We start from the raw sequence: 22,619 nt of genomic DNA, 5'->3' as shown, positions 1-22,619 counted from the left end.
TATGCGCGCAGCAGCACCACGAACCATGCTCCCTAAGAGCCTGCTGAATTAGGGTCCAGCCTGGGTTGAGGTTCCTGCTGCGGGGATGTGTCGGTTCCGGGGTGTGGTCGTGGTGATCGATCTAGGTGGGGCGGCGGTGCCGCGGTTCAGGCGGTGGCCAGTGTCCAGGTGCCGTTGGTGGTAGTCAGTCCGAGGGTGATCAGGCGGCGTAGGTTGATCGCGGCGGCGCGGTGGTGCAGCCAGTTGTTGTTGCGTTCGATTCCACGGTAGGGCACCCGCCGGTTACCGCGGGTGAGCCAGGCAATCGTCCGTTCGACCATGGGTCGATGCTGGCGGTAGGTGTCGGCAATAGTGTTGTCAGAGAAGTGTTGTCGGTGTTCGCGCTGGAGTTGGTGGTGTTCGCCGAAACTGATTTTGCGTCCACGAACCGCGGTGGTGCACCGTGCCCGAAGTGGGCAGTCGTGGCAGGCCGCACCGTAGGTGACGTGGCCTTTCGCGCTGACCGGTCGGGTCAGGTTGTTGGGGCAGGTCAATGTGTTCGAGTCGGCGTCGAAGGTGAAATCGTCGACGACGAAACCACCAGCAACCGCCGGCATGTGTGGCTTGGGTTTGATCACCGCGTTCCATCGTGTCCGCGCCAGCGTGGCCAGCATGTCACCGGAGGCATACGCTGAATCACCCAGCACCTCACGATCGTCGGCGTCGTCGGCGACGGTCGGATCGCTCAGCAACAACCGTGCCCCGACTGCTCCGTCGGAAGTGTCCGGACCAGCGGCTTTGGTCATCTCGATCGCGGTGACCAACCCGGTCTCCGGTTCATTGACGATGTGGCCCTTGAACCCGTCCTGCTGGCGTGCCCGGGTTTTGTGGGCGTGCCGGGTGTCGGTATCGACGGTGGAGATCACCCGGTCCGGGGCGGTCCGGGGCGCGATGCGCCAGCGTCCGTCGGTGCCATCAGAACCTGGTGCCGGTTCCACATCCTGGCCGGTCACCAATGCCAGCAATGCCACCGCCTGCGCCTGGGCCTCGTTACTCGGTTCCTTGTCGATGGCCTCGAGGTCCAGACCGTCGAGCACGGCCAACCCATCTTCGACAAGGGCGCTGATCAGGTCCTGTTGAGCACACTCATCATCCCAGGCGATCCGCGGCTTGCCGGGCCGGTCATAGCCGCCGCCGGTCAACGCGGCCAGACGAGTCGCGTGCTGCTCGACCACCACCGCACCACCGTCGACCTCTCGGGCGACCCGCCGGATCGCCGCGATCACCTGGGTGATGGCGTCCTGGCGGGCCACCGCGTCATCGAAGATCGTCGAATCCAGCGCTCGACGACTCTTACCCGCGAGCACCCCGGTGGTGGTGATGACCTCGCGTACCACCTCGAAAATGCGGTGCGGCCGGTCGCTGGCTGCCAGTCGCCGACGCCAGTACGTCAGAGTCGACGGATGAAAACCTTTGTTACCCAACACGAATCCACACGCCGCTTTCCACCGCAGATCGAAAGTGACCGCATCAGCGGCTTCGCGATCGGACAAACCCTGCAGCGTTTGCAGCACGATCACCGACGCCATCGTGGCCGGCGGGATCGACGGACGGCCCCGGCCGCTGGGAAACAGGTCCGCGAACATCTCCGCAGGAAACAACTGCTCGCGATGAGCAGCCAAAAACGCGAACACACTGCCCTCGGCCAGCAAATGCCCGACGACCGAGTTCACATCCAGAAACTCACCCTGACGATCCGGCTCACCCTGCATACCCACCAGGATCCCAGCCCACCAGGCAAACCCGCTCACCCCACACCGAAACGACACCGACTATTTCAGCAGTCTCCTAATCCGAAAGAAGCTCATAACCCCTGCTCCCTGAGGTGTGAGGAGCGCAAGCGACGAGCCTCGAAGGGCCTGGTGAGACGTGTTGCTACACCCTTCGTGGCTCGCTTCGCTCGCACCTAAGGGAGCAGGGTTCCTTCCTGCTCCTCGAGATCACGCGGTCCCGAAGATGCGATCGCCGGCGTCACCGAGTCCGGGGCGGATGAAGCCGTTGTCGTCGAGTTCGCGGTCGACCGCCGCGGTGAAAATCGGCACGTCGGGGTGTGAGCGATGCAGGACCTCGATGCCCTCCGGGCAGGCGAGCAGGCAGACGAACTTGATGGACTTCGGACCGTACTCCTTGATCCGGTCGATCGCGGCGACCGCCGAATGCCCGGTCGCCAGAAGCGGATCTACGATCACGACATCACGCTCGGACAGCTCCGACGGCATCTTGAAGTAGTACTCGACGACGACCATGGTCTTCGGGTCGCGGTAGAGGCCGATGTGTCCGACGCGCGCGCCGGGAACCACGGTCAGCATGCCGTCGGCGATACCGGCGCCGGCCCGCAGGACCGCGGCGAACACCAGCTTCTTGCCGTCGATGACCCGGGCGGTGGTGGTCTCGAGCGGTGTGTCGATGGTGATCTCGTGCATCGGGATGTCACGCAGGACGTCGTACGCCATCAGGATCGAGATCTCGTCGAGCAGACGGCGGAAGTCGTTGGTCGACGTCTCCTTGCGACGCATCAGGGTCAGTTTGTGTTGGACCAGCGGATGGTCGATGACGGCGACGCTGCCCATGAGTTCCTCTCGGTCGGTGGTCGGCTCAGAAAACGGTGCCGGTACTGCGTATCGTCAACGGCGGCAACCCATCGCGAAGTCGGCTCGCGAGCACGCGGCCGGCCGCCCACGTGCCACCCTCGAGCACGCAGGCCAAGGGCATCGAGGCCGCATCGGCGTCGAGGCGATCGCGTACGAGGTCGGCGATCTCGTCGAGAAGGGCGACGGTGAGCGCCCGCCATTCGACGACGAGCTCGTCGCCGACCTCCCACTCCCGGTCCGCCCAGGTCTCGTCACGCAGCGCGAGCACACCCGAGTCGAGGAGAAGGCCACCGTTGCGGTATTCGGGGAGGCCGGTCAGCTCGTCGAGTCCGGTCACCTGGACACCGGCCCAGCGAAACGGTTCGAGAAGCGAATAGGTCAGCCACTGGGACAGTTTGTGGAACGGCACCCAGCCGGCCGTGAGGCCCGGGCCGACGACGGCGTCGTGATGCCAGCAGTCGCCCAGTGGGTTAGTGTCGATCGTGTTGTCCGACGGCCAGATAGGGCCAAGATACTCAAGGACCCCGCTCAGGATGTCGACCGCGGGCACCTCCGCACGACCACCGCGGGTGAGGTGATCGAACAAGCCGCCCGGCCGGGCGTCCGGACCGAAGATCTCGGGGCGGCTCGACAACACCTCGCCCAGGCGGCGCAGGAGATCGACCCGCCCGGGCAGGCCCGTGAGCGGGTTGTCGGGACCCACCTGGAAGGCCGCGCCGAGAGTGTCCGCCGTGACGCGGCCCAGACCGGTGGCGTCGACCCGCAGGGGATCGGCCGGGTCGCTCGAGAACACCCCCTCGCAGAACGCCACCCAGCTCGCGACGCCGAGCCCCTCGGAACGGGTGAGAACCAGGTCGCTCGACCGTTCCCGAAACGACCACTCGGGTCCCGCGCCGGCATCGAGGAGGACGCTGACCAGCACGACGTCGATGAGCGCGCGGGTTCGCTCCGCCGAGCCGGCCGGGGGCAAGGCGGCGTCGAGAGCGCCGAGGCGGTCGATACCGCCTGCCTCGAAATGTCGCCACCTGCTGTGAAAAGGGATGTCTCCGTCGGGATATCGCAACCGAGTCGTTTCCACGACGATGTCAGCTGCCGCGTCCCGCGCATCGTCGTGGACGATGAACCACGACGATTCGCCGGCCCGCGCTCGTTCGAGGAGTTGTCGCGACCGGCTCCGGACGGTGGCGGTGGAGCGCAGCAGCCGGGCGGCCTGTGAGGCGGAGAGTTCCACCTCTGGTGCTCCGGTCATCACAACCCCCGGCCCTTGACCTGACGCAGCTGTTCGGCATCGGGCACGGGTCCGGGCGTGAAGTAACCGGCAGCCATTTTCGCGTCGATCTCGACGCGGGCGTCGGCGGGGATCAGTTCGTCGGGGATGTTGACCCGTTCGCCGACCTCGATACCCGAGCCGGTGATGGCGTCGTACTTCATGTTCGACATCGACACCAGGTGATGGATCCTGGTGATCCCGAACCAGTGCAGGACGTCGGGCATGAGCTCCTGGAACCGCATGTCCTGCACGCCCGCAACGCATTCGGTGCGGGCGAAGTACTGGTCCGCGGTGTCACCGCCGAGTTGGCGTTTACGGGCGTTGTACACCAGGAACTTGGTGACCTCGCCGAGGGCGCGTCCCTCTTTGCGGGAGTAGGCGACCAAGCCGACGCCGCCGCGCTGGGTGCCGCGGACGCACTCCTCGATTGCATGCGTCAGATATGGGCGGCACGTACAGATGTCGGAGCCGAACACGTCGGAGCCGTTGCACTCGTCGTGCACCCGTGCGGTGAGTTCCACCGAGGGGTCGGCGAGGTCGCGGGCGTTGCCGAAGATGTAGACCGTCTGCCCGCCGATCGGCGGGAGGAACACCTCGAGATCCGACCGCGTGACGAGTTCGGGATACATGCCGCCGGTCTCCTCGAACAACACCCGGCGCAGCTCGGCCTCGGAGCAGCCGAACCGCTCGGCGACGCCGGGAAGATGCCACACCGGTTCCACGGCCGCCTTGGTGACCAGAGCCGCGCCACTGGGCAGCAGAACCTCACCGTCGGGGACCAGACGGCCCTTCTCGATCGCCTCGGCGATCTCGGGAAGGATGACGTGCGCCTTGGTCACCGCGATGGTCGGCCGGATGTCGTAACCGCGAGCGATCTCGTCGGGGAAACTCTCGGCGACTGTCGCACCCCAAGGATCCAGCGAGACGATCGCGCGCGGATCGCCCCACTGTGGATACGGTCCGATGTGGTCGGTGGGCGAGGTGTTGGTGAGATCGGCTCGGTGCTCTCGTGCAAGGGCGCCGGCGGCGACGGCCAGTGCGCGATAGACGCTGTAGGAGCCGCTGTGGGTACCGATGACATTGCGATGCGCACGTGTGCCCGTCGTCCCGATGACGGGACCGCGTTCCGCCGCGGTGGCCGCCCCCCAGTGGATGGGCGGAGCGTCGACCCCGCCGCTGTGTGAGGTCAGTCGGATATGGCCCACGGACCTGTGTTCGCCGGACATCGTCGTCGTCCTCACCTTCGTCTCGAGGCGGTCACCCGCCACGGAGGGAAAGCGCCAGCATAGTTCCGGAAGTCCCTGTGCGCCGGGTGATGCGAAACGCCACGGCGGCGGCACCCCACGAAGGGTGCCGCCGCCGCATCTGATCGGTTCGACGATGAACCGATTTGCTCAGAGTTCGAACCGGTCCAGGTTCATCACCTTGTCCCAGGCCGCGACGAAGTCGTTCACGAACTTCTCCGCTGCGTCGTCGGCTGCGTAGACCTCGGCCAGGGCGCGCAACTGTGAGTTCGACGTGAACGCCAGATCGGCGCGAGTGCCGGTCCAGGTCTGCTCGCCGGTGGCGCGATCGCGCCCGACGTACAGGTTCTCGTCTTCCGACGCCGACCAGGCTGTCGACATGTCCAGCAGATTCACGAAGAAGTCGTTCGTGAGGACGCCGGGACGGTCGGTCAGGACGCCGGCCGCCGAGCCGCCGTAGTTGTTGCCCAGCACCCGGAGGCCACCCACCAGCACCGTCATCTCGGGGGCGCTGAGGGTCAGCAGCGATGCCTTGTCGACGAGGGTGAACTCGGCCGGAAGGCCACTGGTCTTGCCGACGTAGTTGCGGAACCCGTCGGCGGTGGGCTCGAGATGTGCCATCGAATCGGCGTCCGTCTCGTCCTGGGTGGCGTCGGTACGTCCAGGGGTGAACGGTACCGTGATCTCGACTCCGGCATCCCGCGCCGCCTTCTCGACTGCTGCCGTGCCGCCGAGGACCACGAGGTCGGCGAAGGAGACCTTCGCGCCGGCCTCGCCGGTGAACGCACCCTGGATGCCTTCGAGGGTGCGGATCACGGTGGCCAACTCGTCGGGCTCGTTGACCTCCCAGGATGCCTGCGGCTGCAGGCGGATCCGGCCGCCGTTGGCGCCGCCGCGCTTGTCGCTGCCACGGAAGCTCGACGCCGCCGCCCACGCGGTCTTCACGAGTTGCGCCACAGTCAGTCCCGAGTCGAGGAGCGTCGCCTTCAAGGCTGCCACGTCGGCATCGGTGACAAGTGGGCCCTCGTGCGCCGGGACATTGTCCTGCCACAGGTACGTCTCGGTCGGAACAAGCGGACCCCGATACCGGACGGCGGGTCCCATGTCGCGGTGCAGGAGCTTGAACCAGGCCTTGGCGAACTCGTGCGCCAGTTCCTCGGGGTGATCGAGCCACCGCCGGGTGATCTTCTCGAAACCGGGGTCGTAGCGCATCGCGAGGTCGGTGGTCAGCATCGACGGGTGGGTCTTCTCGTCGCCGAATGCCGTGGGGACGGTACCGGTCCCGGCGCCGTCCTTCGGACGCCACTGGTTGGCTCCGGCCGGACTCTTGTAGAGCTCCCACTCGTAGCCGTAGAGAGTCTCGAGGAAAGCGTTGTCCCAGCGGGTCGGGGTCGGATTCCAGATCACCTCGAGGCCGCTGGTGATCGTGTCCGCGCCCTTGCCGGAGCCGTGCGAGCTGGTCCAGCCGAGACCGGCGTCCTCGACGGCGGCGGCCTCGGGTTCGGGACCCACCAGGCCGGCGTCACCGGCGCCGTGGGTCTTGCCGAAGGTGTGGCCCCCGACGATCAGAGCCGCGGTCTCGACGTCGTTCATCGCCATCCGCGCGAACGTCTCGCGGATGTCGACCGCGGACGCGAGGATGTCCGGATTGCCGTTCGGTCCCTCCGGATTCACATAGATGAGCCCCATTTGCACTGCCGCAAGCGGTGTCTCGAGTTCGCGGTCGCCCGAGTACCGCTGATCCGCCAGCCACTCGAGTTCGGGGCCCCAGTACACCTCGTCGGGCTCCCACTCGTCCACGCGCCCGAAGGCGAAGCCGGCGGTGGTGAACCCCATCGACTCCAGGGCGACGTTCCCGGCGAAGACCAGGAGGTCGGCCCAGGACAGTGCCGTACCGTACTTCTTCTTGATCGGCCACAGGAGGCGGCGCGCCTTGTCCAGGTTCGCGTTGTCCGGCCAGCTGTTGAGCGGGGCGAATCGCTGCATCCCGGCTCCGGCACCACCGCGTCCGTCCTGTACCCGGTAGGTACCCGCGGCATGCCAGGACATACGGACGAACAGGCCTCCGTAATGGCCGAAGTCGGCGGGCCACCAGTCCTGCGAATCGGTCATCAGGGCGGTCAGGTCGGCGCGTAACGCCTCGACGTCGAGATCCTCGAGCGCCGAGTCGTAGTCGAAGTCGGCTTCCATCGGATTCGCGACGTCCGGATTGTGCTGAAGCACCTTGAGATTCAGCTGGTTCGGCCACCAGTCGCGGTTGCCGCCGCCCTGGGTGGGCGGCGTGAGCCGACCGTGCGCGACCGGGCAACCGCCCGCGGCGGGCTCGGTGTTCGCCTCGGCGATGGGGGGATGTTCCTTCGCGTCGCGGACGGGCTCGTGGTCTTGCTGCGCCATGCGGGGTTTCCTTTCGGGCACGGTGAGAACTGCGATCGCCGGGTCGGTGATCGCAGGGGAGGGAGGCGTCGTGGTCGGGGGGTCTATCGGTCGGGGCCGGCGCCCGGAGCGGGTCGGTTGGGTTCGGGGATGCAGTCGGGGCAATGACCCCAATAGATGACCTCGGCTTCGTCGATGACGAAACCCCGGTCGTCGGACGGGGTCAGGCACGGGGCCTCGCCGACTGCGCAGTCGACGTCCCCGATGGATCCGCATGTACGGCATATCACGTGGTGATGGTTGTCCCCGACGCGTGACTCATATCGAGACACGTGGCCGGACGGCTGGATGCGTCGCACCAGACCGGCCGAAGTCAGTACGCCCAGAACGTCGTACACCGTTTGTTGCGAGACCGCCGGCAGCCGTTCGCGAGCGGTTCGGAGGACCTCGTCGGTATCCGCATGAGGATGTGCTCGGACGGCTTGCATGACCGCGATGCGCGGACGGGTCACCCGCAGTCCGGCGGCGCGCAGGTGCCGGGCGCAGTCCTCGTCGGTGAGCATGGTGACCATCGTGCAGTCTTATCTGGAATGATTCAAGTTAAGAAGGCGAAGTGAGGTGGCCGTCACGGGCGCCGTCGTAGTATCTGCTCATGCGGACAGCGACGCCGACCACCGCTCGGGCAGCCCCATGACCCCGTACGACGAGATCGTCGACGAGCTGTACGGTCTGGCGCCGGCGGCGTTCGTGACACGCCGGAACGAACTCGCTCGGGAGATCAAGGCGGACGGCGACCGTGACCTGGCGGGGCGGATCGCGAAGTTGCGTCGGCCCACGCAAGCTGCATGGGCCATCAACCAATGGGTTCGCGCGCACCCCGACGACAGTGCCCTCATCGCTGGGTTGGCGTCGGATTTGACTGCGGCCCAGCGCCGCTCGGCGGTCGACAAGATGAAGACGTTGTCGCGACGCCGTCAGGATCTGATCAACGAGTCGGTGACCGCGGTCGCCGCCACGGCCGCAGATCTGCGAGTGCCGCTGGCAGACAGTGCCATTCGCGAGGTCACGCAGACACTGCGAGCCGCGGTGGCCGACCCGGAAGTGCTCGAGCAGGTGTTGCGGGGAAACCTCATCGCATCCGCCGAATACAGCGGCTTCGGGCCCGCCGGCGTGTTCGTCGTCCCGGAGCCTTTGCAGGAACCAGACGCGGACGAGTCCGAGGCCAGCGGCGCGGACACAGACGGTGCCGACAGACAGGGTGCCGAGAGGGATGTCGCCGACGACTCGGACGACGCGGGATCTGACGAAGCGGACCGTCGTCGACGAGACCTCGAAGCCCGACTGGCCGAGGCAGAGACGGGGGAACGAACGGCCCGATCCGACCTCGACGCCGCCTCCCGAACTGTGGACGGGGCTTCGTCGGAGCTCGACGAGATCGTCGGGCGGGCTCAGGAGTTACGGGCCGAGCTGGCTCGTTGCGAAGAATCGCTGCGGTTCGCGCGGCAACGACTCTCGACTGCGGAACAGGGCCGGGCCGAGGCGCGGATCGCGCTCCGTGAAGCCGTCGCGGCCACCAATGAGATCCGCTCGGCGCTCGCCGAGCTGTGAGCCGACGAAGGGGTCGAACCCGAAGTCTCCACCATGGTTGCCCGTCGCCCACGGTCAGCGTGTCAAGTGAAAACGCAGCAGCTCGGTGGTGCCGTTCAGCGCGCGGCCCCAATAGCCGCCCCGGCCGTCGGCTCGGAGCTCGTCACGCACGAATCCCACGGCGGTTCCGGAGTAGTCGACGACGATGACCGGTGCACCGTCCTGCACGGAACGCCCGGGGTACACCGTGCCGGGGAAGGCCCACCCGATCGCGGTGTTGTTGACGACCCGCGAACCCGTGAAGTTCTTGCCGAACCACACCGTGTCGGCGATCGGGGCGCTGGTGACGTCGCCGCGGTAATACCCGGACGGCATCGGCGGTGCAGCCTGGGCGGTCCCGGGTGCGGCCAGTGTCACGGCGCCCACGAGGGCGACCGCGGCGACCGCGACGGCACCCCGGCGGAGGTGGGCGGTGGGTGAGGTGTCCATCTACCCATTGAACGCCTCCGCCGGCTCGCCGGCTCATGGTTCGTCGGCGCCGTCCTCGCGTCGCCGAGGATCGGTGGCCGACGAGGATCAGTGGCCGACGAGGATCAGTGGCCGACGAGGATCAGTGGCCTACGAGGCGGAGTGAGTCGTCGCGGCGGAGCACGAAGAAGTACGGCTTCGGCGACCCCTTCAGGTCCATGGCGCCCAGGACGGCATCATCGGAGATCCGGTGGAAGACGTCGTTGATCGGCAGCTGGTCGTACGACATGGTCGCGGTGTCCGTGCCGCGGTACCGAGTGGTGCGCAGCCGGGCCCGTGCTCGTCGGGTCTGACTGAGAAGGCGGGTCGCGGCGATCGGCGTCCCCAACGACAACGACTTGACCCCGGGTGCCTTCTCGGCGATCCCCAGTCCGCCGAAAGCGATCGCCGGGTTCATGGCCCACAGTGCCGAACCGTCGCGGGTCGGGAAGAGCAGGGGGTGGACGGTCTCGGCGTCGACGAATTGCTTGCCCCACCAGCCGCTGGCCGCGAGGAAGCCGTCCAACGGGTGGTCGGTGGGCAGCTCGGCGCCACGCCAGGTGCCGATCATGAAGTCCGGTTCGACCGCGGGGGCGGAGTCGAACAGGTCGAGGGCCTCAGCGGTCGTCGTCGGCGTGGTGGTCAGGATCTCGCGCACATGCATGTCGACGATCGTACGTGTAAAGACACAGGATCTGAAGAATGTCGCAACGCATCGCGGAGCCATGCCCCGGGGTGTGCGGCCCGTCCGGAATAGCCTGTACGTACGCCGGGTTGCCGCAGGCATGAACCAACCCGCGTATGACCCTCGTGATCTTCTCGCCGAAGGCGGAGTCGGTGTCCTCGCCACGATCAAGTCCTCGGGGTTACCACAGCTGTCCCCGGTGACCCCCTTTTACGACCGCGACGCCGGGACCATCTACGTATCGATGACCGAGGGACGGGCCAAGACCGCCAACCTCCGACGCGATCCGCGCGCCGCGTTGGAGATCACCGGGCCCGATCGCTACACGTGGGCGACCGCCGAGGGCACTGTGACGTTGATCGGCCCGGGCACCGAACCGGACGGGCCCGAGGTCGAGGCGCTCGTCGACTACTACCGCAAGGCGGCAGGCGAGCACCCGGACTGGGACGAATACCGCAGGGTCATGGTCGCCGATCGCCGCGTCCTGATGGTCATGTCCGTGGACCGGGTGTACGGCGAACGTCTGCGCTGATTTTCACGATCGAGGACCCGGGTTGTCCTCGTCGTGTCGCACAGTGGACTCATGACAACCGACTTTCAACTGACCTTCGACTGTGGTGACCCGGCTGCGCTGTCCGAATTCTGGGCCGAGGTGCTCGGTTACCGACTCCAGGACCCGCCTACTGGATTCGACAGCTGGGACGCGGCGCTCGACGCATTCGGGGTGCCTCCGGAACGCCGGAACGACGCCTCGGCCGTGATCGACCCGGAGGAGCGCAGGCCACGGTTGTTCTTCCAACGCGTACCCGAGGGCAAGGCCGCGAAGAACCGGGTGCACCTCGACGTCCGTGCTGCCCCTGGTCTGAGTGGCGACGACCGGATGCGCGCACTCGAGGCCGAAGCCGACCGGCTCGTCGGACTCGGTGCGACCCGGGTCGAACGACACGACCCCGCACCTCCGCTCGATGAGGGACACATCGTGATGCACGACCCCGAGGGCAACGAGTTCTGTCTGGACTAGGGATTTCGTAGCGACAATGCGCGCTATGTGCGCCCTGTTGCTACGAATTCCGGTGTCAGACAGATGTTTCCGGCTCTACCCAGCGCCCCGTCCAGGTCGGGCTGCTCGAAAGTGACCTCGGCGAAGCGATCCCGAACCGAGAGCGTCGCGATGGTGTTGCCGAACAGCGGGCCCAGGGTGTTTCGCCAGGCGACTGGCAGTTCGGGCGAGCCCCCACGACGTGCCCAACGCCGGACGACCGCGGCGAGCCGCTTCGACCACCCCAGCCGGAACACCACCTTGATGTACGGCGGGATCGCGTTGTGCACCGGCGAACACACGAGCTGGTGGACGTCGGCGCTCGTCGTGTCCGGGAAAACCGCACGCGCGGCATAGCTGTGGTGGACATCGCCGGACAGCACGCTGACGGTCGCAGGCCCGGGGTCGCGCGCCGCAACCTGCCGGATCATCTCGCTGAGCCGGACGAAGGAATCGAAGAAGGCCGGCCAGTGCTCGAGGTCGGCACCCTGCCGGATCTTCTCGGCCAGCTGTCCACGACGGCCCGGCCGCCGGGCACCGATTTCGTTCACGGTTTCCGCGTCACCGATGACCGGCGGGAGCAACCACGGCAGTGATGAGCCGAGGACCAGGTGGTCGAGTCGCTCGATGTCGTCGTCGACCTGGCTCTCTACCCAATCGAATTCGTTGTCACTCACCATCTTTCGCGTTCCGTCGGACAGGATGCGACCGTTGCGGGAGTCGATCATGACCAGCCTGGTGTTGCCCAGGTTCCACCGGAAACTGAACCGGACACCCTTGGTTCCGTCGGTTTCCCGGTCGGCACGATCCGCGACCTCGACCAGGTGGGGCCAGCAGTCACCGTCGATGTCGCGGACGCGGCGGTAGTCCTCGGACTCGGCGAGTTCGGCGGGGGAGAGGTTGCCGAGGTGCTGATACACCCAGTACGACGCGAGGCCGGCGCGGATCCGGTCCTGCCACCACGGCTTCTCACTCATCTGCCGACGCCAGGTGTCCGAGGTGTTCCAGTCATCACGGATGTCGTGATCGTCGAAGATCATGGCCGTCGGCACCGTAGAGAGGATCCATCGGATCTCGGGGTCTCCCCAGGTGTGCCGATACAGTCCCTCGTACTCCTCGAAGTCGACGACCTCGTCGGACGGTCCGGCGGTCGAGGCCCGGCTCGACTCCAGCGACTCCTTCACCTGCGGGGTCAGCTCGTCCGCGTACACCTGGTCGCCGAGCAGAATGAGGGTGTCCGGCCACTCCTCCACCGGGAGGTGGCGCATTCGGACCGCGTAGCAGTCCAATGCGTCGAGTCCGAGCTTCTCGTCGAGCTTGGGGTCCTCGGCCCGCGGATACCGGCAGGACCCGAAGACGAACCGGTGCCGGTCCGCGGTGTCCGGTCCCCGGGTCCGGATCACGCTGGGCGGGAACTCGGTGTCCGGGAGGGGCCACTCGAGGGCGCCGTTGACGCGGACCTGATACTCGGAGACCGTGTCGGGCACCAGGCCGCTGACCTCGACCAGCGCGTAGTGGTGACCGGACACCTCGAACGTCCGGGTCGCACAGCCGAGGACTTCGACCTCGCCGGGTTCGTCGGTCTGCACCCAGATCAGCGCGGAGGTTTCGTCGACGTGCCGGAGGATCGGACCCAGAACCAAAGCCATTCGATCAGAGTAGGCCGTGGCGCAGCGTCGCGCGGCCACGTCGATCGTGAGCGATGAGTTCGCCGGGTCGTGCCGGTCTGCACTCCTGTCGCCCTCACCATAGCGGTGACGTCTCGCGCCGGGACACCGGTGCACCGGAGTATCGATGGAGGAGCAACCAATGGTGATCGTTGCCGGCAGTCTGCGAGTGGACCCGGACCAGCGCGCGGCGTACATCGCCGGCTGCGACGAGGTGGTCGGTGCCGCCCGTCGGGCACCGGGGTGTCTCGATTTCGCGATCTCCGCGGACTCGATGGACCCCGGCCGGATCAACATCTTCGAGCGCTGGGACTCGCAGTCGGCGGTCGAGGCTTTCCGTGGCGACGGGGTCGGCGAGGACCAGTCACGGGCGATCCGGTCGGCGTTCGTTGCCGAGTACGACGTCGCCGACGTGCGGATACTGGCGGGCCCTCCGGATTGATGAGCACACAACCCGCGGCGACATCGAGCGTCGTAGGCTGTGTGCGCACTTCCAGAGGGGATCATGACCGGAATGTCCGACATCCAACAGACTCTCGCCGACGTCCTCGGCGAGCTCCGCAGTCTCGACGACCCGCGGATCCGAGCGGTCAACGAGAAACACGGCGACGACCACGGGGTCAATCTCACGAAGCTCAGGGCGATCGCGAAACGACTGCGAACGCAGCCCGAACTTTCCGCAGAGCTGTGGGCGACGGGCGACACCGCGCCGCGTCTGCTCGCACTGTTGATCTGTCGCCCGCGGGCGTTCGACCCCGCGCAGCTCGACACGATGATCCGCGAGGTCGACCGGCCGAAGGTCCACGATTGGCTCGTCAACTACGTCGTCAAGAAGAGTCCGCATGCCGAGGAGTTGCGGAGGTCGTGGATGGCCGACGCCGAGCCCGGTGTCGCCGCGGCGGGATGGGCCCTGACCGCTGATCGAGTGGTCAAGAAGCCCGGTGACCTCGACACGGCCGGGTTGCTCGACACCATCGAGTCCGACATGGGGAACGCACCGCCACGCCTGCAGTGGGCGATGAACACATGCCTGGCGACCATCGGCATCGAGAATCCCGACTTCCGTTCCCGTGCAATCGACATCGGTCAGCGGTTGCGAGTGCTGGAGGATTACCCGACCTCCCCGGGCTGTACTTCGCCGTATGCGCCGGTCTGGATCGCCGAGATGGTACGGCGCAGATCGCCGTGACCTGAGCGGCTGCTCGTTGCCCCGTCGCTCAGGCCTCGGATCTCACGGGCCAGGACTGTCTCGCCGCTGCGTCCGAGGGTCACCGCCTCGGTGAGTGCGTCCATCGTTGGGTCCGTGCCGACGTCGGTCAAATCAATCAGATCCTCTGCTCAGTCATTGTGGCGGCTGTGGGAAACCGGCATGACGACCAAGGTGAGGTCGCCGCCGTCTGCGGACCGAATCGTCATCGGGAGGTCCCGATTGCGGACGTCGATCATCATCTCGGCCCCAATCGACACATGGACCGCGGGGTAGAGCGTCGAGACCTCGAACCACAGTGCGATCGGGGGGCCGCAGGTCTCGGCTGGCACGACGGCGAGTTGTGCCGACGAGGCGTCGCTCAGTGTGAGCGCCGCCGACGTGAAGTCCAGGTGCACCCGGTCGGTTGCACAGCGCTCCAACGATTGCAACACAGCGGTTTTCGCGACACTCGCGCGCATGGTCACCGTGGGCAGGGCTTCGATCATCACCTGGTGCGCGGGAAACGGCCCGTCGAGTAGGCGGCACCATAGATCGTCCCGACCGTCGAGCCGGAATCGAACTGCGCCGGCCACGGCGTCGATGACGACGACGCCGCCCCGTGCCAGGTCGGACAGACCATCACGGAGGTCGGCCGCACACAGCGTTCCCGACCACCGGGTGCCGCACGGCTCGACGGTCGGTAGCGACCGGGAAGAGAGCCGGTAGCGGTCTGTCGAGGTCAGGGTCACGGCCCCGTCTTCCAGCCGGAGTTCGACAGCGTCCAGGACGGGATGGGCCGCGTCACGGGCGGCCGCGGTGAGCACCTGGCCGAGCGCGGCTGCCAGGATCGGACCACGCACAGTGGCGAGCATGGTCGTCGACTCCGCGGCGATCGACATCTTGATCGTCCTGGCCTCGCGCCGAACCCGATCGGCATCGGCAGCGACGGTTCGCACGTGTTCGTCGATCAGTCCGCCGGCGGTACCCGGCTCGGCGGCGAGGACCGTGCGGATGTCGGCGAGCGACATCCCGATCTCGCGGAGTCGCCGGAGTGCGATCGCGTGCCGCTCCTGCGACGCGCTGTACTGGCGATATCCGGTCGACGCGTCGACGGCGGCCGGGGTGAGCAACCCCGAGTCGTCGTAGAACCGCAGCGCGGACGCGGTCAAGCCGGTGCGTTGCGCGAACGCGCCGATCGGGACGAGTTCGCTGACTTCGGGAACGGAGGGCATATCGCAGATCATCCGGCTTCGACCAACCTGAAGGTCAAGAGGAAGCGAGTCGGCGTCCGAATCGGGTCAGATGAGACCGAGTGCGAGCATCGCGTCGGCCACGCGAGTGAACGCCGCGATATTGGCACCGGTCGCGTAGTTGCCCGGCGCCCCGTATTCGTCTGCCGTGTGCAGGCAGTGGTCGTGGATGGCCGTCATGATCTCCGACAATCGGTCCTCGGTGTGCGCGAACGTCCACGAATCCCGAGAAGCGTTCTGCTGCATCTCGAGTGCGCTGGTGGCGACGCCGCCCGCGTTCGCGGCCTTACCCGGGGCGAAGCCGACGCCGGCGTCTGCGAAGATGCGCACCGCCTCGGGGGTGCTGGGCATGTTCGCGCCCTCGGCGACGATGCGACATCCGTTCTTCGCCAGTTGAGTGGCGTCGACCCCGTTCAGTTCGTTCTGCGTCGCGCAGGGGATGGCGATGTCGGTGGGCACACTCCACATCGATCCGGTGTCGACGTGACGGGCGGACCCGCGGCGGGCGTCGGCGTAATCCGAGATACGGCCGCGCCGAACGTTTTTGATCTCCTTGAGCAGTTCGAGGTCGATACCGGCATCATCGACGACGTAGCCCCCGGAGTCCGAGCACGCGATCACGCGACCGCCGAGTTGTTGCACCTTCTCGATGGCGTAGATCGCCACATTGCCCGAGCCCGAGACCACCACGGTCTTGCCGTCGAGATCATCACCGGCCGCGGCGAGCATCTCGCGGACGAAGAACACCACGCCGTACCCGGTCGCCTCGGTGCGGACCTGCGACCCACCCCAGGCGAGTCCCTTGCCGGTGAGCACGCCGGACTCGTAACGGTTGGTGATGCGCTTGTACTGGCCGAAGAGATAACCGATCTCGCGACCGCCGACGCCGGTGTCACCCGCGGGTACATCGGTGTACTCGCCGATGTGGCGGTAGAGCTCGGTCATGAACGACTGGCAGAACCGCATGATCTCCGCGTCGGAGCGTCCCTTGGGATCGAAGTCGGCGCCGCCTTTGCCGCCGCCGATCGGGAGCCCGGTCAGTGCGTTCTTGAAGATCTGCTCGAACCCGAGGAACTTGACCACGCCCAGGTAGACGCTGGGGTGGAATCGAAGGCCGCCCTTGTAGGGGCCGAGTGCGGAATTGAACTCGACCCGGAACCCGCGGTTGATCTGCACCTGTCCCTGGTCGTCGACCCACGGCACTCGGAAGATGATCTGGCGCTCGGGCTCCGTCAGTCTCTTGATGATCCCGGCGTCCGCGTAGTGGGGATGTTTCGCCAAGACCGGACCCAGACTGTCGAAGACCTCCCGGACGGCCTGGTGGAACTCGGCCTCCCCAGGGTTCCGCGCAACAACCTGCGCGTACAGATCGCTGATCTTCTCGTCGAGCACGATGGCGACCACTTCCTTCTCCGTAGGTGTGGGACGGCGACGTGCCCAGGTGAGCACGCCGCCACCCGCACCCTATCGAGTGACAGGAATTCGACCCAGACCGGTCCGTCGGACGACGACCGCGGTGTGTCCGCGGTGAGGTGGTCGGGCCCGCTCACCCTGCGAGCAGTCAGATCGGGCACCGCGATGCGCGGATCACGCGCGGGCGAGAACAGGTCGTCGCACCTGGAGCGACGGATGTCGGGTCAGGATCTCATGCCTGGACGTCGGATCGGCACCAGTGGTGAGTGTCAGGATCCAAGGCACCGACTCGGTGTCGTCGGACACCCACGGATCCAGTTCGAGGTGGGCCAGGATGTCGCGTGACAGGCTCTCGAGTCTCGCGACGGTCAGTCGTCCGGACGGGTCCGCGAAACCGAAGCACACATCCCGCCCCTCCGGTACTCCGAACACGTCCACGTCGTTCTCGCGGTGCCATTGCCGTCGGAGGAGCAGCGAGTCCGACTCCTCGACGACAACCGAACACCTGGCGGGGTGGGAAAAGGCGTCGGGCGCGCGAGTCGACGCTTGCTCGACGAATTCTCTGACCCGACCGGGGGAGCCACACACGCGTATTCGGCACTCCATCACAACCGCTTTCACGGCCACTCTTCCTTTCGCTGCTACCGGCCATCTGCGACCGGTGCCATGGACTCTAGCCCAGAAAAAAATAAAAGCCAGTCCGGCGCATTTCGCAGGCCCACAGTAAATGAAACGTACTGTGTGACAACGTATGAAGTCGGCAAGTCGGCATCAGATCGGACGGGCTGGACTTCTGCCATTTCTGGGCTATGGTCACGAAGGAGAGCGGGAGCGACCCGTTGTAGACCACGACCGATTCGAGGAGAAATGGCGGAAAAGAATTCGAGCTCGAAAAAGCGGCGGCAAGAACTCAAGGAACGTCGTGAGCGAAAACGGGCACTCGAGGATGTCTCGTTGATTCGGAAGAGGAAAAGCGCGCGTTGACGCCGACGCTCGCGTCAGCCCGCGATTTTCAGTGCCCGGGCGATCGTGGGCCAGGCTCGGTGCAGATCCTGGTTCCAGTAACCCCACGAGTGGAGACCGGCACGGAAGTCGTAGGTGATGTCGACCCCGGCTCGGTCTGCGCGACGCTTGAAGCTCTCGGTGCATCGGGCGACGATGCCCTCGAGCACGCCTCCGACGGGTGAGGCTAGCCCGGCCAGCCCGAGGGCCGGGTCGGGCAGACCGTTGCCGACCGCTACATACACGGGCTTACCGCGTAGCGCGGACACGTGCCCGGCGGGATTGTGGGCATCCCAGTTGTCGTGATCGAGCGGGCCCCACATGTTCTCCGGGTTCCCGCCTCTCGTCGTGACCGATGTGGCGGTCGCCTGCCGGAACTCCGGCGACCCTTGATCGAGGCACCCGCTGAAGGCGACCACACCCCGGTAGAGATCTGGGTTGCGGACCGCGATGGACATCGCGCCCAGCGCCCCCATCGACAGCCCGCCGATCACGTTCCGTCCGTTGCCCCGGAAGCGTCCGTCGACCAGCGGAGGGAGTTCCTCGGTCAGGAAGGTCTCCCACATGTTCCGCCCCAGGACGGGATCGATTCGGCGCCAGTCGGTGTAGTACGAGCCCGTACCCCCGATGGGCAGAACCACGTTGACCTTCTTGTCGGCGACGAAGCGCGCGATGTCGGTCTGGAAGGTCCACCCGCTCTGCGTGTAGCTGGTGTAGACCCCACCGTCGATCCCGTCGAGGAGGTACACGGTCGGCCGTGGGCCGGTCCGCTCGCGGGGGGCGAGCACGCTCACCCGAACGGGCCGCTTCATGGCGGCGGAATACACGGTCATCGTCGTGCGTGTCGCCGTCTCCGAGGTCACCGCAAGGATCCGCGCCGAGTCGCCGAGCCTCGGTGGCGTCGCCTCCGCCGGCTGCCCCGTCGAGACGCTCGCGACGACCGCGATCAGAAATGCACAACCGAGCCCTGCGGCTCGCTGCCAGCGTGACACTCTTCGTTCCCCCTAGGACACTGCCGTCACGACCGGCGACCCACCCCCAGGTCGACGTCCGGCATTCGCCGCGTGTCGGTCGATCACGGGTCCGGACACGGACCGCGGACCCATTAGAGCAGGTCTGGGGCCGCCGTGTGACCGAAGCGCGCCGACGACCGAGGTTTTGCGTACAGGGACCCGGGTACCCGAATGATCCCGGGCTGTGGACAGTCGGGATTCACACGACAGAGGAAGGTAGGTGCTCTGATGGGCACATATGTCACCGCGAATCCGACCACCGGTACGACCGAACGGGAATTTCCCGGACTGAAGGACGACGAGGTGGCCGGCGTGGCCGAACGGTCACTCGCGGCATACCAGGAGTGGCGAGCGACCGAGGCATCCGAACGGGCCGCAATTCTCTCCCGGACCGCTGACGAGTACGAGAGGCGAGCCGATGAGCTCGCGGCCGTCATCACGACCGAGATGGGCAAACCCGCCAAGGAGGCGGCGGGAGAGGTCCAGCTGGCCGCGGACATCTATCGCTGGTACGCCGAGCACGGACCGGATCTGCTCGAGACCGAGGCCCTCGACCCGCAGGGCGCGGACGCGTCGATCGTGCAGGTCGCGCCGATCGGACCACTGGTGGGCGTGATGCCGTGGAACTACCCCTACTACCAGGTCGCACGTTTCGTCGCGCCGAACCTGTTGGCCGGCAACACCGTCATTCTCAAGCATGCGTCGATCTGCGCGGCGTCGTCGGCGCTGATGGCTGAGATCCTGCACGACGCGGGTGTCCCTGCCGACGCGTACATCAACGTGTACGCGAGCAGTGATCAGATCGCAGACCTGCTCGCGCACAACGCGATACGCGGTGGATCGCTCACCGGCAGTGAGAAAGCGGGTGCAGCCGTGGCAAAGGTTGCCGCGGAGAACCTGAAGAAGTCCGTGCTCGAGCTCGGCGGTTCGGACCCGTTCATCCTGCTCGACTCCGCCGACATGGAACGCACGACGAAGATCGCGGCGGGCGCACGGCTGTCGAACGCGGGCCAGGCGTGCAACTCGCCGAAACGGTTCATCGTTCTCGACGAGTTGTACGACGACTTCGTCGATGGTGTGGTCAAGCAGTTCGAGTCGACGGTGGTCGGTGATCCGTCCGACGATTCCACTCAGATGGGTCCGCTGTCGTCCCTGTCGGCGCGCGACACCGTGGCCGAACAGGTCGAGACCGCGGTGAAACAGGGCGCCACCCTGCGGACGGGTGGGAAGCCGCTGGAGCGCGACGGAGCCTTCTTCGAACCCACTGTGCTGACGGACATCACCCCGGACATGGACGCCTACTCCGAGGAGATCTTCGGGCCGGTCGCGATGGTCTACAAGGTGTCCTCCCCGGAGGACGCCGTGGCGCTCGCCAACGATGTCGAGTTCGGATTGAGCGGCTCGGTGTGGAGCGGTGACATCGGCAAGGCCGAGGAGGTCGCCGATCAGCTGGAAGTCGGCATGGCGTATGTCAACGAACACGGCACCACGCTGCCCGGCCTTCCGTTCGGCGGGGTGAAACGGTCCGGCTATGGTCGCGAACTCGGGAGTTGGGGCATGGGCGAGTTCGTCAACACCAAGCTGCGTCGCACCGCGTCCGAGTAGCCGGACGATCGGCGATGGCCGGACGGGCCGATGCGGAAAGCGTCGGCCCGTCCCGCTGTCCGGCTCGTGATCCGACGGCCGGCCGTCCGACGTGTCAGCCGTTGGTCTGACGCGCCCGGTCGACCGCGACGGCCACCCCGTGATGCCACGGCACCCCGTGGCCGGGAAGCAAAGACTTCGCATCCGTCGCTGCCAATGCGTCGAGCGACGCCCGGTTGCGATCGAGGTCGGCGGTTGCGGAACCGGCGATCATACGCGGGCCGGTCGCCGCGGTGTAAGGATCGAGGGTGACGAGCGCGTCGCCGGCGATGACCGCGTCACGTAACGGAAAGTGCAGCGACACATGGCCGTAAGTGTGACCGGGAGTCGGCACCACCTGCGCGTCACCGGGGAGCAGGGCATCGTCGCCGAAAGGCGTCACATCCAGGTGATCGACGCCGCGCACCGTGAACGCACCGGCCGCCGCCATGCGTCCGAGCAGGCGTAGCGAACGCGGATGACGAAGGGGCACTCCGAATCTGGTCGCGTTCTGGTGCGCGTAGCGGTAGGGGTGGGACGCCAGCCACGCATCGTCGCGATGGACGTGGACCGGGATCCGCCACTCGCGCGCCAGGCGGCGCGCGGTGCCGACGTGATCGAAATGACCATGGGTGATGATCAGGTCGGAGACGGCATCGGTGTCACGGCCGAGTTCCCGGATGGCCTTGACGAGGGGTTCGTACGAACGGGGGAGTCCACAGTCGACGAGGATCAGCCGGTCCTGGTCCTCGATCAGGTACTGATTCGTGTAGGCGTACTCGAGCCAGTGGATGCCGGGGACGACGCCACGATGGAAGGTCATGTCGAGACGCGTACCCGGTGGTCGCGGCAGCAAACCGGGACGACCGTCGAAGTTTGGACAAGACCGGGGGTTTCTGTAATCACCCCGGCCTCTGGCTCGACATGCGGGTTACAGCACCGCAGGAGCGTGACTGCGACAGTAACAGGAACACCCCGGTGAACGCGAATCACCGATCGCCGACCTGCTGTCGATCGTCGATGAAGACCTGCCAGCACAGGTCATTGCGGGCATGTTGGTCGTCGAGCACCAACTCGCGTACCCGAACAGGGAGATGTTCTCGCTGCCAAGCGCATTCGTGTCTACCCGCGTCGACCCCGTGTGCGGACCGGACTGCCTTGATCGCGTACGCCGCGGCACCGAGGTCGTGCGATGCGACGTGCGCGGTCACCGCCGCTTGCCCGGCGGCGTAGGCGGCGAACCGCGGTGCGCCACGTAGATCGCGGGCGGCACCCATGGCGTGTCCGCCGGCGGCGCGCGACTCCATCATCGCCAGCTCGCCCCGGGTCCACGCGCGGACCGCCGCGATGGCCTCCCTGGGGCGAGCGTCATCCGGCCGTGCCGACTCGAACAAGGGCAGAACGTGCTCCGCACACCGTGCCGCCCAGAGCGCCAGCAAGTGGTGATCGGCGTCGGTGAGTGTCCCGCCACGACGGATGGTGACCAAGCGGGGGTCGAACACTGTGGGGAGGATCATCGCGACCTCTCTGCCGGCACGGACTCAGCGGCGGCGCCGGGCGATTCGCACCTCGACGTCCTCGGGTGTGAGAACCCCGGTGGGTTCGGCGACGACGCCCACGCGTACGGGCGCCTGGGCTCGGTCGGTGACGGTGAGCGGCGGGCCGTCGGGCTGCAGATGGTCGTTGCCCCACTGCATCAACGACATCACCACGGGAAACAGATCGCGGCCCATGTCGGTGAGCTGATACTCGAACCGTTCGCGCTGCCCGGCGTCGCGGTAGGGGACCTTGGTGAAGATCCCGGCCTCGGTGAGTTCGCGCAGGCGGGCCGACGCGACCGCGTCGCTGATCCCGACCCGCCGGCTGAACTGATCGAACCTGGTGGCGCCGTAGAAGGCCTCCCGCAGGATAAGGATCGCCGACCGGGTGCCCACCAGGTCGATCGCCTTCGCGATCGAGCAGCCGCTCGCCTCCCAGCTGTCGCGTTCGGCCAGCGGGCCCTTCAGGTGCATCATGCCCCCAGCCTACCCTGACTTGACAAGACCATAGCCAGAGCGTAGACCTGACTTTGGCAGACAAAAGTCAGCCATCATCCGGATCGGGTTGCGTTCCGATCCGCACACTGAC

At 66.7% G+C, this 22,619-nt stretch carries 22 protein-coding genes; 6 read left to right on the top strand and 16 right to left on the bottom strand.

Annotated elements, in window-relative coordinates:
- Positions 1 to 146 precede the first annotated feature (146 nt).
- The 6 genes from LEL84_RS04400 to LEL84_RS04375 all read right to left on the bottom strand — a co-directional run bounded on the left by LEL84_RS04400 (position 147) and on the right by LEL84_RS04375 (position 8,080).
- The gene (locus LEL84_RS04400; RefSeq protein ID WP_226514242.1) at positions 147 to 1,751 is read right to left on the bottom strand and encodes an IS1182 family transposase; all 1,605 of its coding nucleotides are present in this window, start codon (positions 1,749 to 1,751) and stop codon (positions 147 to 149) included.
- A 228-nt stretch (positions 1,752 to 1,979) separates the two neighbouring features.
- On the bottom strand, positions 1,980 to 2,609 hold the full coding sequence (gene upp / locus LEL84_RS04395) for a uracil phosphoribosyltransferase (protein ID WP_058253501.1): 630 nt from the start codon (positions 2,607 to 2,609) through the stop codon (positions 1,980 to 1,982).
- Positions 2,610 to 2,634: 25 nt separating this feature from the next.
- Positions 2,635 to 3,879 (bottom strand): URC4/urg3 family protein, encoded by a 1,245-nt coding sequence (locus LEL84_RS04390; protein WP_226513418.1) that lies wholly within the window; start codon positions 3,877 to 3,879, stop codon positions 2,635 to 2,637.
- A complete protein-coding gene (locus LEL84_RS04385; protein WP_226513417.1) occupies positions 3,879 to 5,126 on the bottom strand; it encodes a GTP cyclohydrolase II in 1,248 nt (415 codons plus the stop codon). The genes LEL84_RS04390 and LEL84_RS04385 overlap by 1 nt, the downstream gene beginning before the upstream one ends.
- A 168-nt stretch (positions 5,127 to 5,294) precedes the next feature.
- Positions 5,295 to 7,538, bottom strand: a complete 2,244-nt coding sequence (gene katG, locus LEL84_RS04380) for a catalase/peroxidase HPI (protein WP_226513416.1) — start codon at positions 7,536 to 7,538, stop codon at positions 5,295 to 5,297.
- A gap of 83 nt (positions 7,539 to 7,621) precedes the next feature.
- The gene (locus LEL84_RS04375) at positions 7,622 to 8,080 is read right to left on the bottom strand and encodes a Fur family transcriptional regulator (RefSeq protein WP_226513415.1); all 459 of its coding nucleotides are present in this window, start codon (positions 8,078 to 8,080) and stop codon (positions 7,622 to 7,624) included.
- A 127-nt stretch (positions 8,081 to 8,207) separates the two neighbouring features.
- Here LEL84_RS04375 and LEL84_RS04370 point away from each other — a divergent pair, with 127 nt between their 5' ends.
- Positions 8,208 to 9,125 (top strand): hypothetical protein, encoded by a 918-nt coding sequence (locus tag LEL84_RS04370; RefSeq protein ID WP_226514241.1) that lies wholly within the window; start codon positions 8,208 to 8,210, stop codon positions 9,123 to 9,125.
- Positions 9,126 to 9,179: 54 nt separating this feature from the next.
- Here LEL84_RS04370 and LEL84_RS04365 read toward each other — a convergent pair whose 3' ends face one another.
- On the bottom strand, positions 9,180 to 9,593 hold the full coding sequence (locus tag LEL84_RS04365; RefSeq protein WP_226513414.1) for a hypothetical protein: 414 nt from the start codon (positions 9,591 to 9,593) through the stop codon (positions 9,180 to 9,182).
- A gap of 121 nt (positions 9,594 to 9,714) precedes the next feature.
- The gene (locus tag LEL84_RS04360; RefSeq protein WP_137810585.1) at positions 9,715 to 10,275 is read right to left on the bottom strand and encodes a GXWXG domain-containing protein; all 561 of its coding nucleotides are present in this window, start codon (positions 10,273 to 10,275) and stop codon (positions 9,715 to 9,717) included.
- Positions 10,276 to 10,396: 121 nt separating this feature from the next.
- On the opposite strand from LEL84_RS04360, the gene LEL84_RS04355 reads away from it, so the two are divergent.
- Positions 10,397 to 10,828 carry a PPOX class F420-dependent oxidoreductase gene (locus LEL84_RS04355; RefSeq protein ID WP_058253495.1) on the top strand — a complete coding sequence of 144 codons (432 nt, stop codon included), beginning with the start codon at positions 10,397 to 10,399 and terminating at the stop codon, positions 10,826 to 10,828.
- Between the two features lie 51 nt (positions 10,829 to 10,879).
- Positions 10,880 to 11,317, top strand: coding sequence for a VOC family protein (locus LEL84_RS04350; RefSeq protein WP_226513413.1), 438 nt, complete (start codon positions 10,880 to 10,882; stop codon positions 11,315 to 11,317).
- A gap of 23 nt (positions 11,318 to 11,340) precedes the next feature.
- Here the strand turns inward: LEL84_RS04350 and LEL84_RS04345 are convergent, their stop codons facing one another.
- Positions 11,341 to 12,984 (bottom strand): alkaline phosphatase D family protein, encoded by a 1,644-nt coding sequence (locus LEL84_RS04345; protein WP_226513412.1) that lies wholly within the window; start codon positions 12,982 to 12,984, stop codon positions 11,341 to 11,343.
- Between the two features lie 160 nt (positions 12,985 to 13,144).
- Here LEL84_RS04345 and LEL84_RS04340 point away from each other — a divergent pair, with 160 nt between their 5' ends.
- Entirely contained in the window at positions 13,145 to 13,444 is a 300-nt protein-coding gene (locus LEL84_RS04340) for a putative quinol monooxygenase (protein ID WP_058253492.1), read from the top strand.
- A 63-nt stretch (positions 13,445 to 13,507) separates the two neighbouring features.
- Positions 13,508 to 14,191 (top strand): DNA alkylation repair protein, encoded by a 684-nt coding sequence (locus LEL84_RS04335; RefSeq protein ID WP_159370904.1) that lies wholly within the window; start codon positions 13,508 to 13,510, stop codon positions 14,189 to 14,191.
- A gap of 149 nt (positions 14,192 to 14,340) precedes the next feature.
- Here the strand turns inward: LEL84_RS04335 and LEL84_RS04330 are convergent, their stop codons facing one another.
- The 4 genes from LEL84_RS04330 to LEL84_RS04315 all read right to left on the bottom strand — a co-directional run bounded on the left by LEL84_RS04330 (position 14,341) and on the right by LEL84_RS04315 (position 18,848).
- Positions 14,341 to 15,423 carry a MerR family transcriptional regulator gene (locus tag LEL84_RS04330; RefSeq protein ID WP_226513411.1) on the bottom strand — a complete coding sequence of 361 codons (1,083 nt, stop codon included), beginning with the start codon at positions 15,421 to 15,423 and terminating at the stop codon, positions 14,341 to 14,343.
- 66 nt (positions 15,424 to 15,489) lie between these two features.
- A complete protein-coding gene (gdhA, locus tag LEL84_RS04325) occupies positions 15,490 to 16,845 on the bottom strand; it encodes an NADP-specific glutamate dehydrogenase (RefSeq protein WP_065631644.1) in 1,356 nt (451 codons plus the stop codon).
- 183 nt (positions 16,846 to 17,028) lie between these two features.
- Positions 17,029 to 17,286 (bottom strand): hypothetical protein, encoded by a 258-nt coding sequence (locus LEL84_RS04320; RefSeq protein ID WP_226513410.1) that lies wholly within the window; start codon positions 17,284 to 17,286, stop codon positions 17,029 to 17,031.
- Between the two features lie 566 nt (positions 17,287 to 17,852).
- Positions 17,853 to 18,848, bottom strand: a complete 996-nt coding sequence (locus LEL84_RS04315) for an alpha/beta hydrolase (protein WP_226513409.1) — start codon at positions 18,846 to 18,848, stop codon at positions 17,853 to 17,855.
- Positions 18,849 to 19,097: 249 nt separating this feature from the next.
- Here LEL84_RS04315 and LEL84_RS04310 point away from each other — a divergent pair, with 249 nt between their 5' ends.
- The gene (locus LEL84_RS04310) at positions 19,098 to 20,474 is read left to right on the top strand and encodes an NAD-dependent succinate-semialdehyde dehydrogenase (protein ID WP_226513408.1); all 1,377 of its coding nucleotides are present in this window, start codon (positions 19,098 to 19,100) and stop codon (positions 20,472 to 20,474) included.
- Positions 20,475 to 20,568: 94 nt separating this feature from the next.
- Here the strand turns inward: LEL84_RS04310 and LEL84_RS04305 are convergent, their stop codons facing one another.
- The 3 genes from LEL84_RS04305 to LEL84_RS04295 form a co-directional block, all read right to left on the bottom strand.
- Entirely contained in the window at positions 20,569 to 21,315 is a 747-nt protein-coding gene (locus tag LEL84_RS04305; RefSeq protein ID WP_159370900.1) for an MBL fold metallo-hydrolase, read from the bottom strand.
- Positions 21,316 to 21,481: 166 nt separating this feature from the next.
- On the bottom strand, positions 21,482 to 22,009 hold the full coding sequence (locus LEL84_RS04300; RefSeq protein ID WP_058253520.1) for a putative immunity protein: 528 nt from the start codon (positions 22,007 to 22,009) through the stop codon (positions 21,482 to 21,484).
- 24 nt (positions 22,010 to 22,033) lie between these two features.
- A complete protein-coding gene (locus LEL84_RS04295) occupies positions 22,034 to 22,507 on the bottom strand; it encodes a winged helix-turn-helix transcriptional regulator (protein ID WP_226513407.1) in 474 nt (157 codons plus the stop codon).
- Positions 22,508 to 22,619 lie beyond the last annotated feature (112 nt).

This window comes from Gordonia sp. WA4-43, from assembly GCF_020520305.1.
Lineage (GTDB): Bacteria > Actinomycetota > Actinomycetes > Mycobacteriales > Mycobacteriaceae > Gordonia > Gordonia hongkongensis.
This window is presented reverse-complemented; position numbering and strand designations above follow the sequence as displayed.

What these genes read in the sequence shown, in the direction of transcription:
- LEL84_RS04310 (WP_226513408.1), top strand. Translation starts at nt 19,098, where the DNA reads ATGGGCACATATGTCACCGCGAATCCGACCACCGGTACGACCGAACGG.
- katG (WP_226513416.1), bottom strand. Translation starts at nt 7,538, where the DNA reads ATGGCGCAGCAAGACCACGAGCCCGTCCGCGACGCGAAGGAACATCCC.
- LEL84_RS04400 (WP_226514242.1), bottom strand. Translation starts at nt 1,751, where the DNA reads ATGCAGGGTGAGCCGGATCGTCAGGGTGAGTTTCTGGATGTGAACTCG.
- LEL84_RS04335 (WP_159370904.1), top strand. Translation starts at nt 13,508, where the DNA reads ATGACCGGAATGTCCGACATCCAACAGACTCTCGCCGACGTCCTCGGC.
- LEL84_RS04350 (WP_226513413.1), top strand. Translation starts at nt 10,880, where the DNA reads ATGACAACCGACTTTCAACTGACCTTCGACTGTGGTGACCCGGCTGCG.
- LEL84_RS04355 (WP_058253495.1), top strand. Translation starts at nt 10,397, where the DNA reads ATGAACCAACCCGCGTATGACCCTCGTGATCTTCTCGCCGAAGGCGGA.
- LEL84_RS04370 (WP_226514241.1), top strand. Translation starts at nt 8,208, where the DNA reads ATGACCCCGTACGACGAGATCGTCGACGAGCTGTACGGTCTGGCGCCG.
- upp (WP_058253501.1), bottom strand. Translation starts at nt 2,609, where the DNA reads ATGGGCAGCGTCGCCGTCATCGACCATCCGCTGGTCCAACACAAACTG.
- LEL84_RS04345 (WP_226513412.1), bottom strand. Translation starts at nt 12,984, where the DNA reads ATGGCTTTGGTTCTGGGTCCGATCCTCCGGCACGTCGACGAAACCTCC.
- LEL84_RS04295 (WP_226513407.1), bottom strand. Translation starts at nt 22,507, where the DNA reads ATGATGCACCTGAAGGGCCCGCTGGCCGAACGCGACAGCTGGGAGGCG.
- LEL84_RS04330 (WP_226513411.1), bottom strand. Translation starts at nt 15,423, where the DNA reads ATGCCCTCCGTTCCCGAAGTCAGCGAACTCGTCCCGATCGGCGCGTTC.
- LEL84_RS04360 (WP_137810585.1), bottom strand. Translation starts at nt 10,275, where the DNA reads ATGCATGTGCGCGAGATCCTGACCACCACGCCGACGACGACCGCTGAG.
- LEL84_RS04390 (WP_226513418.1), bottom strand. Translation starts at nt 3,879, where the DNA reads ATGACCGGAGCACCAGAGGTGGAACTCTCCGCCTCACAGGCCGCCCGG.
- LEL84_RS04300 (WP_058253520.1), bottom strand. Translation starts at nt 22,009, where the DNA reads ATGATCCTCCCCACAGTGTTCGACCCCCGCTTGGTCACCATCCGTCGT.
- LEL84_RS04340 (WP_058253492.1), top strand. Translation starts at nt 13,145, where the DNA reads ATGGTGATCGTTGCCGGCAGTCTGCGAGTGGACCCGGACCAGCGCGCG.
- LEL84_RS04375 (WP_226513415.1), bottom strand. Translation starts at nt 8,080, where the DNA reads ATGCTCACCGACGAGGACTGCGCCCGGCACCTGCGCGCCGCCGGACTG.
- LEL84_RS04305 (WP_159370900.1), bottom strand. Translation starts at nt 21,315, where the DNA reads ATGACCTTCCATCGTGGCGTCGTCCCCGGCATCCACTGGCTCGAGTAC.
- LEL84_RS04385 (WP_226513417.1), bottom strand. Translation starts at nt 5,126, where the DNA reads ATGTCCGGCGAACACAGGTCCGTGGGCCATATCCGACTGACCTCACAC.
- LEL84_RS04365 (WP_226513414.1), bottom strand. Translation starts at nt 9,593, where the DNA reads ATGGACACCTCACCCACCGCCCACCTCCGCCGGGGTGCCGTCGCGGTC.